At 45.8% G+C, this 16,695-nt stretch carries 12 protein-coding genes and 1 tRNA gene; 3 read left to right on the top strand and 10 right to left on the bottom strand.

Annotation, left to right across the window (positions count from 1 at the left end; all coding sequences use genetic code 11):
- Positions 1–21 precede the first annotated feature (21 nt).
- A complete protein-coding gene (locus IMZ16_RS01440; RefSeq protein WP_193440201.1) occupies positions 22–459 on the top strand; it encodes a GyrI-like domain-containing protein in 438 nt (145 codons plus the stop codon).
- A 57-nt stretch (positions 460–516) separates the two neighbouring features.
- A complete protein-coding gene (locus IMZ16_RS10315; protein WP_227411540.1) occupies positions 517–3,387 on the top strand; it encodes a multicopper oxidase domain-containing protein in 2,871 nt (956 codons plus the stop codon).
- Between the two features lie 26 nt (positions 3,388–3,413).
- Here IMZ16_RS10315 and purF read toward each other — a convergent pair whose 3' ends face one another.
- The 10 genes from purF to IMZ16_RS01385 all read right to left on the bottom strand — a co-directional run bounded on the left by purF (position 3,414) and on the right by IMZ16_RS01385 (position 15,251).
- Positions 3,414–4,910: an amidophosphoribosyltransferase gene (gene purF, locus IMZ16_RS01430; protein WP_073178208.1), complete on the bottom strand. Its 1,497-nt coding sequence runs from the start codon at positions 4,908–4,910 to the stop codon at positions 3,414–3,416.
- A gap of 6 nt (positions 4,911–4,916) precedes the next feature.
- Entirely contained in the window at positions 4,917–5,639 is a 723-nt protein-coding gene (gene purC / locus IMZ16_RS01425) for a phosphoribosylaminoimidazolesuccinocarboxamide synthase (protein WP_143154018.1), read from the bottom strand.
- A 151-nt stretch (positions 5,640–5,790) separates the two neighbouring features.
- Positions 5,791–5,864 (bottom strand) — tRNA-Ala (locus tag IMZ16_RS01420).
- 44 nt (positions 5,865–5,908) lie between these two features.
- On the bottom strand, positions 5,909–7,321 hold the full coding sequence (locus IMZ16_RS01415; RefSeq protein ID WP_193440200.1) for an efflux transporter outer membrane subunit: 1,413 nt from the start codon (positions 7,319–7,321) through the stop codon (positions 5,909–5,911).
- 21 nt (positions 7,322–7,342) lie between these two features.
- Positions 7,343–10,486: an efflux RND transporter permease subunit gene (locus IMZ16_RS01410; protein WP_193440199.1), complete on the bottom strand. Its 3,144-nt coding sequence runs from the start codon at positions 10,484–10,486 to the stop codon at positions 7,343–7,345.
- 18 nt (positions 10,487–10,504) lie between these two features.
- A complete protein-coding gene (locus IMZ16_RS01405) occupies positions 10,505–11,731 on the bottom strand; it encodes an efflux RND transporter periplasmic adaptor subunit (RefSeq protein ID WP_193440765.1) in 1,227 nt (408 codons plus the stop codon).
- A gap of 184 nt (positions 11,732–11,915) precedes the next feature.
- The gene (gene pstB, locus IMZ16_RS01400) at positions 11,916–12,674 is read right to left on the bottom strand and encodes a phosphate ABC transporter ATP-binding protein PstB (protein ID WP_193440198.1); all 759 of its coding nucleotides are present in this window, start codon (positions 12,672–12,674) and stop codon (positions 11,916–11,918) included.
- On the bottom strand, positions 12,664–13,509 hold the full coding sequence (gene pstA, locus IMZ16_RS01395; protein ID WP_193440197.1) for a phosphate ABC transporter permease PstA: 846 nt from the start codon (positions 13,507–13,509) through the stop codon (positions 12,664–12,666). Before pstA ends, pstB begins: the two co-directional genes overlap by 11 nt.
- Positions 13,510–14,403, bottom strand: coding sequence for a phosphate ABC transporter permease subunit PstC (gene pstC / locus IMZ16_RS01390; RefSeq protein ID WP_193440196.1), 894 nt, complete (start codon positions 14,401–14,403; stop codon positions 13,510–13,512).
- A gap of 2 nt (positions 14,404–14,405) precedes the next feature.
- A complete protein-coding gene (locus tag IMZ16_RS01385) occupies positions 14,406–15,251 on the bottom strand; it encodes a phosphate ABC transporter substrate-binding protein (RefSeq protein ID WP_193440195.1) in 846 nt (281 codons plus the stop codon).
- 171 nt (positions 15,252–15,422) lie between these two features.
- Here IMZ16_RS01385 and IMZ16_RS01380 point away from each other — a divergent pair, with 171 nt between their 5' ends.
- The gene (locus tag IMZ16_RS01380) at positions 15,423–16,604 is read left to right on the top strand and encodes an IS4 family transposase (protein WP_193440194.1); all 1,182 of its coding nucleotides are present in this window, start codon (positions 15,423–15,425) and stop codon (positions 16,602–16,604) included.
- Positions 16,605–16,695 lie beyond the last annotated feature (91 nt).

The following is a 16,695-nucleotide window of genomic DNA, read 5'->3' as shown; positions in this document are numbered from 1 at the left end:
AGTAATTACGATAATTTAGCAATGAAAATCATAGGCATCTCAGCACGCACTACAAATAAGGATGGGCAGGCTGCAGCAGATTTGGAAAAACTTTGGCAGAAATTCACAGCAGAAAATATCGTCGATAAAATCGAGAACAAAACGAGCAGCGATATTTACTGCGTTTATACCGATTACAAAAGTGATTATACCGAAGATTATACCGTGCTCATCGGTCCGGAAGTTTCGGATTTTGAAAATATTCCTGATAGTTTGTTGGGAAGAGAATTTCCTGAACAGAAGTTTAAGAAATTTGTAGCAAAAGGCGAAATGCCCAATGCTGTAATGGAAACCTGGCAAAAAATCTGGAACAACGACAGCGCTCTGAACCGGGCCTACACCTACGATTACGAACGCTATACCGAAAAATCTTTCCAGAAAGAAAATGCCGAAGTTGAAATTTTTGTGGCTGTGAAATAATTTTATCTAAGCCTATCGAAATCGAAAGGTTTGGACGAAATAATCTTTTATTCAAAAATGAAAAAACTTATCACACTTTTATTTTCAGTGATATTTTCCGTAGCGGTTTTTGCGCAGGACAAGGCGTCGTTCTCCTGCCCTATGCATCCGGAAATTGTAGCGGAAGCGCCGGGAAAATGCCCGAAATGCGGAATGAATTTAGTCAGCGGAAAATCGCACAACCATCACAAATCGGATGATGCAAAAGCCAATGATGAAAAAGTTTCCTTCGGCGGAAAAAAGGTGCGCTACGACCTTTACGCCAGGGATACCATCGTGAATTTTACCGGGAAAAAGCGCAGAGCCATCGCTGTGAACGGCAGCCTTGCAGCGCCAACGCTTCACTTCACCGAAGGCGATACGGCGGAAATTTACCTGCACAATCAGCTGAAGGAAAGCGCGAGCTTCCATTGGCACGGCGTGATTCTGCCCAATCCTCAGGACGGCGTTCCCTTCCTTACCACCAAGCTCATCAAGCCCGGCGATTCGCACCTTTACACCTTCAAAGTTTCGCAGAACGGAACTTACTGGTATCATTCGCACAGCAGACTTCAAGAACAAATCGGGATGAATGGCGTGCTGGTTTTCCACAAAAGAAACGACCCGAAGAAAAATTACTACAAGGCTGATATACCGGTGCTTCTCGGCGAATGGTCAGACGAGAAGCCGGAAGAAATAATGCGCCGGCTGCATATGAACAATACCGAATGGTACGCCATAAAAAAGAAGGCGGTGCAGAGCTATTCCGAAGCGATACAGAAAGGGCATTTCTTCACCAAGCTCAAGAACGAATGGCTGCGGATGGAAGCGATGGACATATCGGATGTCTATTACGAAAAATTTCTCATCAACGGAAAAGTTGCCGATGAATACCGCAATCTTTCGGCGGGCGATAAAGTGAGACTGCGCGTGGTAAACGGCGGTTCATCGAGCTATTTTTGGCTGAATTTCGGTGGCGGAAAATTTAAGGTCATCGCCAATGATGGTAACGATGTAGAGCCTGTGGAAGTGGACAGGCTGATTGTGGGCAATTCCGAAACTTACGACATCGAGATAGAAATTCCGCAAAATAAATCCTACGAATTCCGTGCAACGGCGGAAGACCGATCGGGCTACGCATCGCTGTGGCTGGGCAGCGGCGAAAAAGTGGAAGCGCCTACCCTGCCAAGGCTGGAGCTTTTCGAAGGGATGAAGATGATGAACTCGATGATGAAGATGAGCGGCGATATGAAGCCGATGAATATGACGATGAGCAATCAGACGATGGATATGAATTCGGTGATGTACCCTGAACTGCCGAAACATGAGCGCGAAATGATGATGAAGCATATGGATGAGATGATGGATATGAGCAATGTGGATGGACATTCTCACCATCATTCTTCGCACGAAAATCATTCGAATCATTCGATGCATCATCATTCTCAACACTCAGAAAATCACGAAGGGAAAAGTTGCTGCTCGGATAAAAATCATTCTCACGAAAACGGGCACAACTGCGAACATTCTGATGCTGAGAAATTCACCTGCCCGATGCATCCGGAAATTATTTCTAACGAAAAGGGAAAATGCCCGAAATGCAAGATGGATTTAGTGCCAATGAAAAATGCCGGGAAAAATCACGAAGGGAAAAGTTGCTGCTCGGATAAAAATCATTCTCACGAAAACGGGCACAACTGCGAACATTCTGATGCTGGGAAATTCACCTGCCCGATGCATCCAGAAATTATTTCTAACGAAAAGGGAAAATGTCCGAAATGCAAGATGGATTTAGTGCCGATGAAAAATGCCGGGAAAAATCATTCGCACGAAAACGGGCACAGCAGCCATTCACATTCCGCAAACCACAGTGAACACAGCAATCACGAAAGCAGCATCGTAACGCTGAATTACGATATGCTGGCAGCACCTGAGAAAAATATTTTGCCGACGGAGAATGTGCGCACTTTGAAATTCACGCTGGAAGGCAATATGCTGCATTACCTCTGGTCGCTCGACAATAAAACCGTGCTGGAATCAGACAAAATTCTCATTAAAAAAGGTGAAGTTCTGCGCATCGAAATGTACAACAATTCGATGATGAGGCACCCGATGCACTTACACGGTCACGATTTCAGGCTACTAAATGCCAAAGGCGATTATGCACCGCTGAAAAATGTGGTGGATATAATGCCAATGGAAACCAACACGATTGAATTCCCGGCAAATCAAGATGGCGACTGGTTCTTCCACTGCCACATTCTGTACCATATGATGGGAGGTATGGGGCGTGTTTTCAGCTACGAAAACTCGGCGGCAAATCCGCAGCTTCCGAACCAAAAAGAAGCGTGGCGAAAATTTAAAAATGACAACAGAATGTTCAGCACGATGGGTATGCTGGGCGTACAAACCAATATGCTGCACGCCGATGCGATGGCAATGCTGGGCGCAAGATATGCGGCCTTTGCCGATGTGCACTACGGCTACCATCACAAAGATTTGGAAGCGGAAGTAAAGGCCGGGCGCTATCTCGGCAAGTTTCAATGGGCGATGCCGTACATTAGCTACCGCTACCAAAACCCGATGAGCTACGAAATGGCGGTTGAGAAGAAAACGATGTTTGGCCAGCAAAAAGTCGGCAAGTACAGGAACACCGCAGCTATCGGTCTGGAATATGTGCTGCCCTTCCTGATTATGGGCGATGCAAGCGTGGATATGAACGGGAAATTCTTGCTGTCGCTAAGCAGAGAAGACATTCCGCTCTCGCCAAGATTCCGCGGGAATTTTATGGTCAATACTGACAGAGAATTTAGCGCCGGAATTTCGTACATCCTCAGCAAATATATCTCACTTTCCGCTGGCTACGATAACCATAGCGGTTTTGGTGGGGGAATAATTTTCAACTATTAATTTGTTGAAATCACTTATTGCCAAAATTACTCATCAGTGTACTTTATATCCGGACCTTTTGGGACCGGATATTTTTCTGTAAAACAGCCGAAACAATGGTTGGTGCTTCCTAAAATTTCTATCAAATTTTCTACGCTTAAAAACTCGAGGCTGTCAACATCAAGGTATTTTCGAAGCTCATCCTGAGACATATTCGCTGAGATCAAATCATCCTTGGTGGGCGTATCTATGCCGAGATAGCAGGGCGCGATAATGGGTGGCGAAACGCTTCGGAAATGAATTTCTTTCACGCCTGCATCTTTCAGGATTTTCACCAGCCGTTTGGAGGTGGTGCCGCGCACGATGGAATCATCGATGATTACCACCCTTTTGCCCCTAATTTCCGAAATAATAGGGTTAAGTTTGAGGTTTACTATCCGCTCCCTCATTTCCTGAGTGGGGATGATAAAACTTCTTCCGATGTAGCGGTTTTTAATAAGTACCGGACGGAACGGAATACCGGAAGCTCTGGAAAACCCCACCGCAGCTGGTACACCGGAGTCTGGCACGCCGATGACGATATCCGCATCCACGGGTGCCTGCTCCCAGATCTTCTCACCGGATTTTTCGCGGATTTCGTGTACATTGATGCCCTCCAGATCGCTGTCCGGTCTTGCAAAATAGATGTATTCAAAGGCGCAAATGTGCAATTGGCAATCCGCTTTTACGAGATACGATTGCAGGCCCTCATCATTCTCAGAGGTGAAAACAATTTCTCCGGGCTTTATATCGCGGATGTACTTTGCCCCCACTGCGTCAAGCGCGGCGGTTTCGGATGCGGCTACGAAAGTCTGCTCACCTATTTTTCCCAAAACCAGCGGCCTAATACCGTGTGGGTCTCGGAATGCAAAGAATTTATTTCTGGTAATCCCAACCACAGAATAGGCCCCAGTTATCTTTTCCATCGTAGCCTTTATGGCTCCCCTAAGCCCAAGATCCAGATTTTTCTGAATCAGCCTTAAGATTACTTCTGAATCCGAAGTCGCCTGAAATTCTACCCCCTCTGCCTCCATCTCCTTCCTCAGCGGAGCCGCGTTGGTAAGATTACCGTTGTGGGCAATGGAAAGGATTATCTGATCATACTCATTTTTAGCAAAAAACGGCTGGAAGTTATACTTTTTCTTGTCACCTGCAGTGGTGTAACGCGTGTGGCCAATTACAGCGTTGCCCATAAAGCGCTCCGGGTTTTCTATCGTGCGGTAGACATCCAGCACCAGGCCCTCTTCTTTTATGTTGGAAATTTTCCCTTCCCTTAGTGCGGAAATCCCGCACGCCTCCTGCCCCCTGTGCTGAAGCGCAAACAGCCCGAACTGCGAAAGAGAAAATGTATCAATGTTATCAGGTGAATAGAGTCCGAAAATGCCGCATTCTTCCCTAGGCGCGTCGAGAAATTCCTCGCTTTTTGTGCGAAATAAATTTCTTCCATATGGCCTCCCGGCAAAAACGGATTTATAGGTTTTCTTTAAATCTTCTGAATTCTTCATTTCGTTTTAAGCATTCAGTGCGGTTTGCAGGCGGCTGTAAATTTCCTCATAGGCTTCGGTCACCTCTCCCAGGTCCCTGCGGAAGCGGTCTTTGTCGAGTTTTTTCATTGTATCCTTGTCCCAAAGCCTGCAGGTATCTGGGGAGATTTCATCGGCTAGCACAATTTTACCATCAGAAGTTTTTCCCAATTCAATTTTAAAATCCACAAGGATGATGTTCATTTTATCAAAAAGTCCCGTCAGCAGGTCATTGATTCTAGCAGTCATCGTATACATTTCTTTCAGCTCATCGTAGGTTGCCGCGCCGAGAAATACAGCGTGATGATCGTTGATAAGCGGGTCGCCAAGCTCATCTTTTTTATAGCAAAGGTCGAAAATGGTCACCGGAGCTTTTATGCCTTCCTCCACCCCAAGGCGCTGCGCCATACTGCCTGCGGCATAGTTTCTTACTACCATCTCCAGCGGGATTATTTCCACCCTTTTCACCAGCTGTTCCCTCTCGTCCAGTTTTTTTATAAAATGTGTGGGGATGCCATTGGCTGATAAGTAGTTGAAAATCAGTGTTGAAATAGCGTTGTTCAGCTCGCCCTTCCTGTCGAACTGCCCCTTTTTCTGCGCATTGAAGGCAGTGGCGTCATCCTTAAAACGGACAATCACTTCTTCAGGATTCTCAGTTTCAAAAACCTGCTTCGCCTTTCCTTCGTAGAGCATTTTACCTTTAGTCATAATTCGCGCCTTTTTGGATTGCAGACTCTTACTTTTTTATTTAAAACTAGAAAAATGAAAAAACTAAATTTTTAATTAAAAAAATCAGGAACAATCAAATTAGTCCCTGATTTAGTCCCGCCAACTTCTTTACTCCATTTTATAGGGTGTCTCGTGGAGAATACGGGATTCGAACCCGTGACCTTTTGACTGCCAGTCAAACGCGCTAGCCAGCTGCGCCAATTCCCCCTATTTGCAGACCGCTAAATTAAAAAATTTTTGCAAATCGCAAATCACTTCCAGCCACCGCCTAAAGCACGGTAAAGTTCAACGCTTGCGTTCAGCTTGCTGAATTTCGCATTAGCAATGCTCAGCTCGGCATTTAGAGAATTTACCGTGGCGTTCAGCACTTCCAAATAATTCGCCATACCGTAATTAACGAGTTCCTGGGAATATTCCACAGAACGGCGGTAGTTCTCCGCTTCCTTCTGCTTCAGCGCAATTATCGGGTCTTGCATCTCATAGGTTTTAATCGCATCCGAAACTTCCTTGCCGGCTTGCAGCACTGTTTTCCGGAAATTCAGCATTGCTTTTTCACGCTCAGCCACAGCTACTTCGTACTGCGTTCTTATTTGTCTTCGTTGAAATATCGGTGCGGTTAATCCTGCAGTTAAGTTTCCGAAAAGAGAATTTACGCTGAAGAAATCATCAAACTGCGAGCTTTGAATTCCGCCAGAGCCTGTAAGGCGAAGCGTAGGGTAAAACGCCGTCTTTGCAGCATTCCGAAGTTCGTAGGCATTTATCAGGTTAAATTCGGCCTGCATCACATCAGGCCTGTGGCTAAGCATAGCTGCAGGATAGCCCGCCGAAATCTGCACCGGTGGGTTCTGCGCATCCAGCGTTCCGCGGTCTACCCTTTTTCCGGGCTCACCTTTCAGCAGATTGAAAGTATTTTCCAGCTGAAAAATCTGCAAATCCACATTTATCAAAAGTGATTCTGCACTGAAAACCAGCGCTTCGCTCTGCTGCACGGCTACTTCCGTTAAAATCCCTGCTTCTTTCAGCGCCCTGGTTGTTGCCAGATTTTTTCTGCGGATGGCGATGGTTTCGTTGATGACGCGTTTTTGCTCATCTAAGGACAAAAGATGGTAATAGGCAGAAGCCAGGCTTGCAACTAAAGTACTCTTCACCCTGCTGTGCGCCGAAACCACGGCAAAATACTGCGCCTGCTGAGCTTTTTCCATCGAACGAATTCTGCCGAAAATATCCGCTTCCCATCCTAAATTGGCTGCAAGTCCGAATATATCGTTGTACTTCCTGCCAAGGCCCATTTGCCGCGAAAGCTGTGAGTTTAGCGATGCCGTGCTCAGCGTATAATCTGCGCCTGCAGAAATCGTGGGTGCGTAGGCAGCTTTGCTTTGGTTGAGATAGGCTTCCGCCTGAACGATGTTCTGCTCTGCAATTCGGATATCCTGATTGTTCTGCAAAGCTTGGGCTATGTGATTGCGCAAAATATCATCGGTGAAAAATTCCCGCCAGGAAAGCTGCGCCGCACCAAGGCTGTCTTTCGGCAGCTGATCTGTTCGGTACAGGTTGGCTTCCGCGCTGTTTGACGGCCTTTCGTAATTTTCCCGAATGGCGCAGGAATTCATTACCAAAGCCAAAAAAACGGCGGCGAATATTCTGAAATATTGATTATTGAGCATTGCTTTTCTTTAATTTAAAAATCATTCGGTCAGGTTTATTTCCTGCTTTTTCGGCGGAGAAATTTTTTCCTGAATCCATTGGAAAATCACATACAGCACGGGAATTACCACCAAGCCGAAAAAAGTTCCGATTAAAAGTCCGGCTGCTGCACCGGTACCAATCGAGCGGTTTCCTACAGAACCTGTACCCGTTGCAAAAATGAGCGGAAGCATTCCGAAAATAAAGGCAAACGAAGTCATCAAAATCGGGCGAAGCCTTGCCTTCGCAGCATTGATGGCAGACATTGCCAGGGTTTCGCCATGCCTTCTTCTCTGCACCGCAAATTCCACGATGAGGATGGCGTTTTTCGCAAGTAGCCCGATGAGCATTATCATCGCGATTTGGAAGTAGATGTTGTTTTCCAGACCGAAAACTCTCTGCCCGAAAAATGCACCGATGACACCTAATGGCAATGATAGGATGACGGCAAACGGAATGATGTAGCTTTCGTACTGCGCTGCCAGGATGAAATATACGAACAGGAAGCTTAGCAGAAATACCACGAAAGTTTGCGATCCGGCCTTTTGTTCTTCTTTGGAAAGACCCGTAAATTCCACGGTGTAATCGGCTGGCAGGGAAGTTTCCGCCGTTTCCTGAATGGCACGAAGCGCATCACCTGTGGAAAAACCGGGATTGTTCGCACCGGAAATACTCACCGAAGTAAAGAGGTTGTAACGCTCGATAGACTGCGGCCCGTAGGTTCTTTCCATCGTCACAAACTGGGAAACCGGCGCCATCTGTCCGGAATTTGTCCGCACAAAAATAGAATTCAGGCTTTCCGTATTTGCACGGCTTTCCGGCAGAGCCTGGATCATCACGCGGAATTGCTTGCCATACTTCGTAAAATCGGATGAGTAAATTCCGCCGATGTAGCCCTGCATCGCGGAAAGAATATCGTTCACAGAAACACCGCTTTCCTTTGCCAAAGGCACATTGATGCTGAGCAGATACTGTGGATAATTCGTGTTGAACGATGTGCTTGCAAACTGAATTTCCGGCCGCTGCATCAGCGCACCGATGAACTGCTGAGAAACTGTGTTGAGATTGGAAAGCTCACCACCAGACCTGTCCAGAAGTACGGCGGAGAAACCATCACTCGCACCAAAACCAGGGATGCTTGGCGGCGCGAAAAACACGAGCTTTGCATCTGGAAATTTGGCCGAAAGCGCAAAAAGTTTTTTCGTGATTTCATCCACAGATTCCGCCTTGCCACGCTCTTTGAAAGGCCTTAGCCTAACAAACGCCTGCCCAACATTCGGTCCGTTACCAGACATAAAACCGCGGCTTGCCGTGAAGGTCACATTCTGCACACCGGGAATTTTCCGCGCCTCTTCCTGAAGGCCTTTCAGCACGGCATAGGTACGCTCCATCGAAGCTCCGGGCGGAAGCTGAACATCGGTAAAAATTATGCCGCGGTCTTCCTTCGGAACAAAGCCAGTCTTCATAGTGCCGCTTGCCCACCAGAATGTGATGGCGCCCAAGATGAAGATGACCAGCGTAATCCACTTATGCCGAAGAAGATAGGTGAACGCCCTGCCATAGCGCTGCGTAGCCTTGTTGAACGCCGTATTGAATTTAAAGAAAAACCTTTCCCGCCAGTTCATTTCGGCGTATTCTTTATGATGCGCAGCGTTCGGTTTCAGTAAAAGTGCGCAGAGTACTGGGCTGAGCGTCAATGCATTAACCGCGGAAATTAATATCGCAAAAATCAGGGTAATGCCAAACTGCTGATAGAAAATTCCGGCAGGCCCGCTGAGAAATGTCACCGGAATGAAAACGGCTGCCATTACCAAAGTAATCGAGATGATGGCACCGGTAATTTCGTCCATCGCTTCCACCGTGGCTTTTTTCGCATCCGTAATGCCATTTTCCATTTTTGCGTGAACGGCTTCCACCACAACTATGGCATCATCCACCACAATGCCAATAGCAAGCACTAATGCAAACAGTGTAAGCAGATTAAGCGAGTAGCCCATTAAATTCAGGAAGAAAAATGAACCGATGATGGAAACCGGAACAGCTATGGCTGGAATGAGGGTGGAACGGAAATCCTGCAGGAAAATGTACACCACCACGAAAACTAGGATAAAGGCTTCCAGAAGTGTGCTCGTTACTTTGTTAATGGACGCTTCCAAGAAATCATTGGTATCGAAATTAATGGTGTAGCCCACACCTTTCGGCAGCGTTTTCTCGGTATCTTTCAGCAGCTGCTTGATGTCATTAATGATAACCTGAGCGTTGGAGCCCGGCGTTTGAAACACCCCCATACTGATTGCACGCCTTCCGTTATTTTCGCCTACACCGTTGTAGCTCAGCGCAGCCAGTTCCACTTTTGCCACATCTTTCAGGCGAAGGAATTGCCCGTTGCCAAGAGCTTTCAGGATGATGTTTTCAAAATCCTCCTCCTCGTGCAGCTTACCTTTATAATTGATGATGTACTGGAAGGATGAGCCGCTGTTTTGGCCGAGCTGTCCGGCAGCAGCTTCACGGGATTGCTCGTTGATTGCGGCATTCACATCGGAAGGCTGAAGGCCGTAGGCTGCCATTTTCACAGGATCCAGCCAGATTCTCATCGAGTAAGATTTCCCTCCGAAAACCAGGGCTTCGCCCACACCATTTACCCTTTGCATCGCCGGAACAATGTTGATATTCATATAGTTCTGCAGCCAGACCTCGTTCAGATTCGGATCTTCGGAGTAGAACGAAAGGAACATCAGCGCACTGGTCTGCTGCTTCTGAACAACCACGCCTGCTCTTGTAACATCGGCAGGAAGTAGCGGCATCGCCCGCTGAACTTTGTTCTGCACATTCACCGCCGCAATATCGGGGTCGGTTCCCTGCTTGAAGAAAACCTGAATTCTCGCAGAGCCATCGTTACCGGCACTAGATGTAATGTAGTCCATATTTTCCACGCCGTTTACCTGCTCTTCAATCGGGATCACCACGGAATTCATCACCGTTTTGGCATTGGCACCGGTGTAATTGGCTGATATACTTACAGTTGGCGGCGCAATATCGGGATACTGCGTAACGGGCAAACTGCGAAGGCCGAGCAAACCGAGAACAACGATGATGATGGAAACCACCGTGGAAAGCACCGGCCGATTAATGAATTTTCTTACCATAGATGGAAATTTTCGGGATTAAAACACGGGCTTTATCGCCGAAATTATTGAGTCGAAATTTTTTGGTTGAGCCTTCACCGCCGTTCCAGGACGGAGCGTCCCTAAGCCTTCGGCAATTACTTTCTGCCCAGGTTTTACGCCGCCGCTCAGCACCGCCATATTATTCACCCGGTCTGTAAGCTGCACGGAAATGTTTCGCGCCGTATCCTTATCCACGGTGTAAACATAGGTGATGCCCTGCTGTTCGTAGGTTGCAGTTTCCGGCACCACCATTACTCTTTCATAAGTTTTCGGGATACGGATCGTGCCGCTGTTTCCGTTGCTCAAAAGTTTGTTCGGATTAATGAAGGACACACGGAATTGAATCGTTCCTGAGCGCGAATCAATCTGCCCTGTTACCGCTTCTATCCTACCCTTTTCAGGGTAGGTTTCGCCGTTTGCTAAAACCAGTTCTGCATTGGGTAGGTTCCGAAGTTTTTCCGGCAAAGTGGCACCGTAGGAATTTTTCAGAAAGTCCAGATATTCCTTTTCATTCATCGAAAAGTAGGCATAAATTCCATTCGTGTCCGAAACCGTGGTAAGCGGCGTAGGATCGGCAGGGCCTACCAAACTTCCGACACGCAAAGGCAACTTCCCTACGATTCCGGAAATCGGCGCACGAATCACGGAATAATCAATGTTCGCCTGCACACCTTTCAAATTGGCTCTCGCCTGAGAAACGCCTGCTACAGCCTGTTTCCGTGCAGCTTCTGCCTGCTGTAGCTGTGCTTTTGCCCGGGATAAATTCGCCTGGGCAGTTTGCAGCTGAACATTGGAAATAATGTTTTTCTCAACCAAAGGCCGAAGTTTATCCACCTCTACCTGGGCAGCATTCACCGCAGATTTGGCGGCGCTTACATTGGCTTCCGCCGCAGAAACCATCGATTGTGCTGAGCCTATGCCTGCCTGTGCAGCAGCAGCATTTTCATTTAAAGTATTAGTTTCCAGGCGGAAAAGCGGCTGGCCTTTCACCACATACTGACCTTCATCCACCAGAACCTGCGTGATGTAGCCTTGAATTTTCGCGCGCACATCATTATTTATTCTGCCTTGGATGCTCGCTGGGAAAGATTGGTACCCAGTAACATTGCGCACCTGAACTTCCACCGTGGAAACCAGTTTTGGCGCATCCATCCTTGGTTGCTCTTTTTTGCAAGAAATTAAAGAAATTGCGGCAATTAAAAGCGCGGCAAGATTTTTCTTCATCTGAATTTTCATTAACAGAAAAATTTCAAGTATGCAAAATAAAAAAAGTCCGGTAGAAACCGAACTGTTTAACCAACTTTAAGAAAACTTAATACTATTTAAAGGTTGTTTTGGGCGTATTTATTACGCCAAGTATTGTGAATCGCGTCGTCTTGAAATAGCTCCTGGTTCTTGCATCTAGACTCTACCCAAAAGCTCCACGGATATAATTTTTGGTGAGCTCGTGTTGCGGATTTTCGAAAATCTGTTTGGTATCGCCAAACTCGATGACTTCGCCAAGATACATAAACGCCGTTTTGTCCGCCACACGCTGAGCCTGCTGCATATTGTGCGTTACGATTACGATGGTGAAATCCTTTTTCAGCTCGTTAATCAGGTCTTCCACCTTTATCGTGGAAATCGGGTCCAATGCGGAGCACGGCTCATCCATAAGGATAACTTCTGGGCGAAGTGCCACGGTTCTTGCGATGCAGAGCCTTTGCTGCTGCCCGCCAGACATTCTTGTAGCCGGCTTTTTCAGGTCGTCCTTCACCTCGTCCCAAATGTAGCTTTCCTTCAGAGATTGCTCGATGATTGCAGGGCGGTCTTTTTCCGGTACGCCGTTGATTTTCAGGCCGTAATTGATGTTTTCGTAAATGCTTTTCGGGAAAGGGTTTGCCTTTTGGAAAACCATCCCGATTCTGCGGCGAAATTCTGTAACTGGAACTTTCGGATCGTAGATGTTCGTACCGTCAAGTCTAAAATCTCCCTCCACTCTGGCTTCTGTATTAAGATCGTGCATACGGTTGAAGCAGCGCAAAAGTGTAGATTTGCCGCAACCTGAAGGGCCGATAAGCGCCGTTACTTCATTCTCTCTGAAATCTACGCTTGCATTTTTCAGCACTTGTTTTTCGCCAAACCAAAGATTGACATTATGACCAAAAAGTTTTATTTTATCGCTCATTTTTCGTGTATTTGTGACGGATGTAAAAGGCAGTAAGGCTCAGCAGGAATACTACGATGATAAGAACCAGCGCGGTGCCGTATGCCAGTGGCCGCACCTGCTCAATTGCCTGATGCTGGGTAGAAAGCATATAAAGGTGATATGGCAAAGCCATAAATTCCTGGTTAATATTTCCTGAATGCCCTGTGATGTAGAAGGCAACACCTGTAAAAAGTATCGGCGCAGTTTCCCCTGCTGCGCGGGAGAGAGTAAGCACCACACCGGTTAAAATCCCCGGCAGTGCTGAGGGAAGTACAACATCGCGGATGCTTTCAAACTGCGTGGAGCCGATGCCGAGCGCTGCTTCTCGCATTGAGTTGGGGATTCTTCTCAGGGCTTCTTCCGTGGTAGTAATGATGTATGGCAACGACAGCAGCCCCAGCGTAAGCCCTGCGGAAAGCATAGAGGTGCCGAACCTTAGCCCTTGAACGAAAAGTGCCAGACCAAAAAGTCCGTAGATGATGGATGGCACGCCGGACAGATTCCTTATCGATGCGCGGATGATTCTGGTGAGCCAGCCATCGTTTGCATATTCATTAAGGTAAATGGCGCAGCAAATTCCGAAGGGAATACAGAAAACCGCTGTAAGTAAGGTGAGGAATACTGTGCCCATTATTGCCGGCCATATTCCGCCGGCAGTCATAGCCTGTTTGGGAGTATCAGTTATAAATTCCCAAGACAGTGCAGGAGCACCTTTGGTTACCAAATCCCAAACTATAATACCGAGGAAAAAAAGTACGGTTCCGGTGCAGAAAAGAAGCAGAAACCACTCAAAAAATTTACTTAATGCCTTCATCTATACTGCCTGATATTTTCTGAATTTTTGAACAAATCTTTCTCCTAACACATTCACTACGAGAGTCATAATAAAAAGTACTGCAGCAATAGCGAATAGTGCAAAATAGTGGGTGGTATTGTATGGCACCTCCCCCATTTCTATTGCGATGGTAGCGGTAATGGTGCGCACAGAATCCAGGAAGCTGGTTGGAAACGCGCCCGCATTCCCGGTAGCCATCAGTACCGTCATAGTCTCGCCAATTGCCCTACCCACACCAAGCATTACTGCAGCTATGATCCCTGGTGCAGCCGCAGGTATTACGATCTTGCGTACGGTCTGCCATTTATCAGCGCCAATGCCGAGGCTAGCCTCCCGGTAGGTTTTTGGCACGGCATTTATCGCATCTTCACTTACAGTAATGATTGTAGGCAGCGCCATTATGGCCAGCAAAAGAGAGCCGTTAATTGCATTAAGTCCGTTGGGCTGGTTTGTCAGTTCGGCAATCTCCGGCCCAGCCAGTACTATCCCTAGAAATCCTATGGCTACAGACGGTACTGCAGCGAGCATCTCGATAGCCGGCTTTAGAAAGGCTTTAAGTTTTGGAGGGCAATATTCTGAGAGAAATGTAGCAGTCCCGATTCCCAAAGGGATGGCAATAAGCATAGAGCCCAGGGTAACTATGAGTGTGGAAACCAGCAGCGGAAGGATGCCGTAAAGATCCGAAGAAGGATTCCACTGCATACCTGTTACAAAATCCAGCGGGGAAGTGTGGGCGAAAAATGCGAAAGTATTGTATATCAGCATGAAAAAAATCCCCGCCAATATGGAAATTACAAGGAAGCCTGTAATTTTAAACAACCATCGGAATGCGGTATTCTGCCGCTCGCGGCTTTGGGTTTTGGTCGTACTCATATCTAATCCTCTATAGTGTAATAGCCTGATTTACTGATGATTTCTTTGCCCTCATCTGTTTTTTCAAAATCTATAAAAGGTTTTACTTTTTCCCAGGATTTTTTCTGGATGAACTGGTAAAGCGGTCTCTGAAAAAAATATTCTTTCTTTAAAATCGCTTCTTTATCCAACGGCGATACGGGCATCGCGTCAGAAGTCTCTTTTATTTTCAGAGGCCTCACGGCATCCGAGGCCTCCCCCTGGTTCAGCAGATAGCCCGCGCCTACATAGCCGATCCCGGAAGGATCTACTTTTATTCCTTCCATTATCTGCGCATTACCGTTCATTTCCTTTGCCTTCGGCGTAAACTTAATTTTTAGTTTTTTCTGTACGAAAGAGTGCGTTCCCGAACTGCTTTGACGCCCATAGATATTAATCGGAATATCCCTGCCGGTGATGGATTGCCAATTGGTAATTTCACCAGAAAAAATCTTCGCGAGCGTGTGTACATCGATGTCTTCAAGCGGGATATTGCTGTTCACTACAAATGCGGTGGCATCTTCCGCGAATACATTGGTTACGATTTCTATACCCTTTTCCTTAAACATCCGTTCCTCATCATCGGATAGGGGCCGGGAAGAGTTTGCAATATCAGTCTGACCGTTGATTAGGGAAGCTATTCCCATCCCGGAACCGCCGCCGGAAACCGCAAGACTATAATCCTGATTCTTCTCCCGGAATTTTTCGGCAAGCTCTACAGTGAGGTTTACTTCTGTGTCGGAGCCCTTTATCTTTACAGGCTTCTCGCCGTACCCGCAGGACAGCATTACCGAAGCTGAAAAAAGTAGCCAAACCTTCCTTACTTTCATGCCGAGATTTTAGTGCCCAAATATAAGAAGCCTTTTTTTATTCAATGTTAACGAATTGTTAATTCCACCAATAAAAAAATCGGAATTCAATAGCGTCCTAAATAAAAAAAATAAGAAGGAATTAGAGTAACTCAAAGTACCTTTGAGGTTGCACAACAAAAAAACCTTCTTATGGATTCAAAATTAACATTATTTTCCCAAATCATTTCAAAAATAGACCGAGTAATTTTCAAAAAAATAGTCAAAGAAAAAAAGACCGATTACCGAAATAAAGGATTCGATAGTTGGACCCATTTAGTTTCTATGCTTTTCTGTCATTTTGCCAAAAGCACTTCGGTACGGGATATTTCCAATGGACTTCGTAGCGCAACGGGCAACCTCAATCATTTAGGGATAAAAACAGCACCTTCCAAATCTTCTATTAGCTTCCAGAATGGAAAACGAGATGCAGATTTGTTTAAAGACGTGTATTTCAAACTATTAGAACAATTAGGACAGCACACGAAAGAAAGACGGATAAAACTCAAAATAAAAGTTCCTGTCTATTTATTAGATTCTACGCTTATTTCTCTATGCCTGTCTTTGTTCGATTGGGCAACATATCGAACTAAAAAAGGAGCCGTGAAAATGCATACCTTACTTGAATATGACGGGAAACTTCCTGTTTATGTGAATATTACCAAAGGAAGTGTTGCTGATAACAAGGGAGCGGAAAACATTCCTTTGGAAAAGGGAGCAGTCATTGTTGCAGACCGATTCTATAACGATTTTCCAATGCTCTCTATTTGGGACAGCAAAGGTGTTTTCTTCGTAATAAGACATAAAGAAAATCTGAAATTTGAAACTTTACAGGAACGAGAACTTCCACCAAAAGGAGCGCAAAACATTTTGAAAGACGAAGACATAATCCTTTCAAACCCTATTTCAAAAGAAAAATACCCTAAAAAATTAAGAAGAGTGGCGGTTTGGGACGATGAAAACAAGCAAACTATCGAAATTATCACCAATAATTTCACTTGGGCAGCTTCCACCATTGCAGAACTGTACAAACAAAGGTGGCAGATTGAGATTTTTTTCAGAGACATCAAGCAATTGCTTCATATCAAAACATTTATCGGAACATCTGAAAATGCAGTTAAAATACAAATTTGGACGGCTCTAATTACCATTCTTATCCTAAAATACCTAAAATCAATCGCAAAATATCCTTGGCAATTATCAAATCTAGTAGCATTTATCCGACTGAATATTTTTGTGAAAATTAATCTCCAGTATTGGCTCGACAAACCTTTTGACCAACCACCTGAATCTCAAAAAACATATTATCAAGGGGTTCTTTTTGAAAATCTATAGAAAATTCCGCTTAAAGCCTATCTATATGTGCATAAAATATATCTGTTTTTTTATTTAGGACAGTATTGATCGGAATTTAATTTTAAAAAAA

The organism is Cruoricaptor ignavus (genome assembly GCF_014961145.1).
Taxonomy (GTDB): Bacteria; Bacteroidota; Bacteroidia; order Flavobacteriales; family Weeksellaceae; genus Cruoricaptor; species Cruoricaptor ignavus.
Note: the sequence above shows the minus strand (reverse complement) of the source record. Positions and strands in the feature narration are given on the sequence as shown.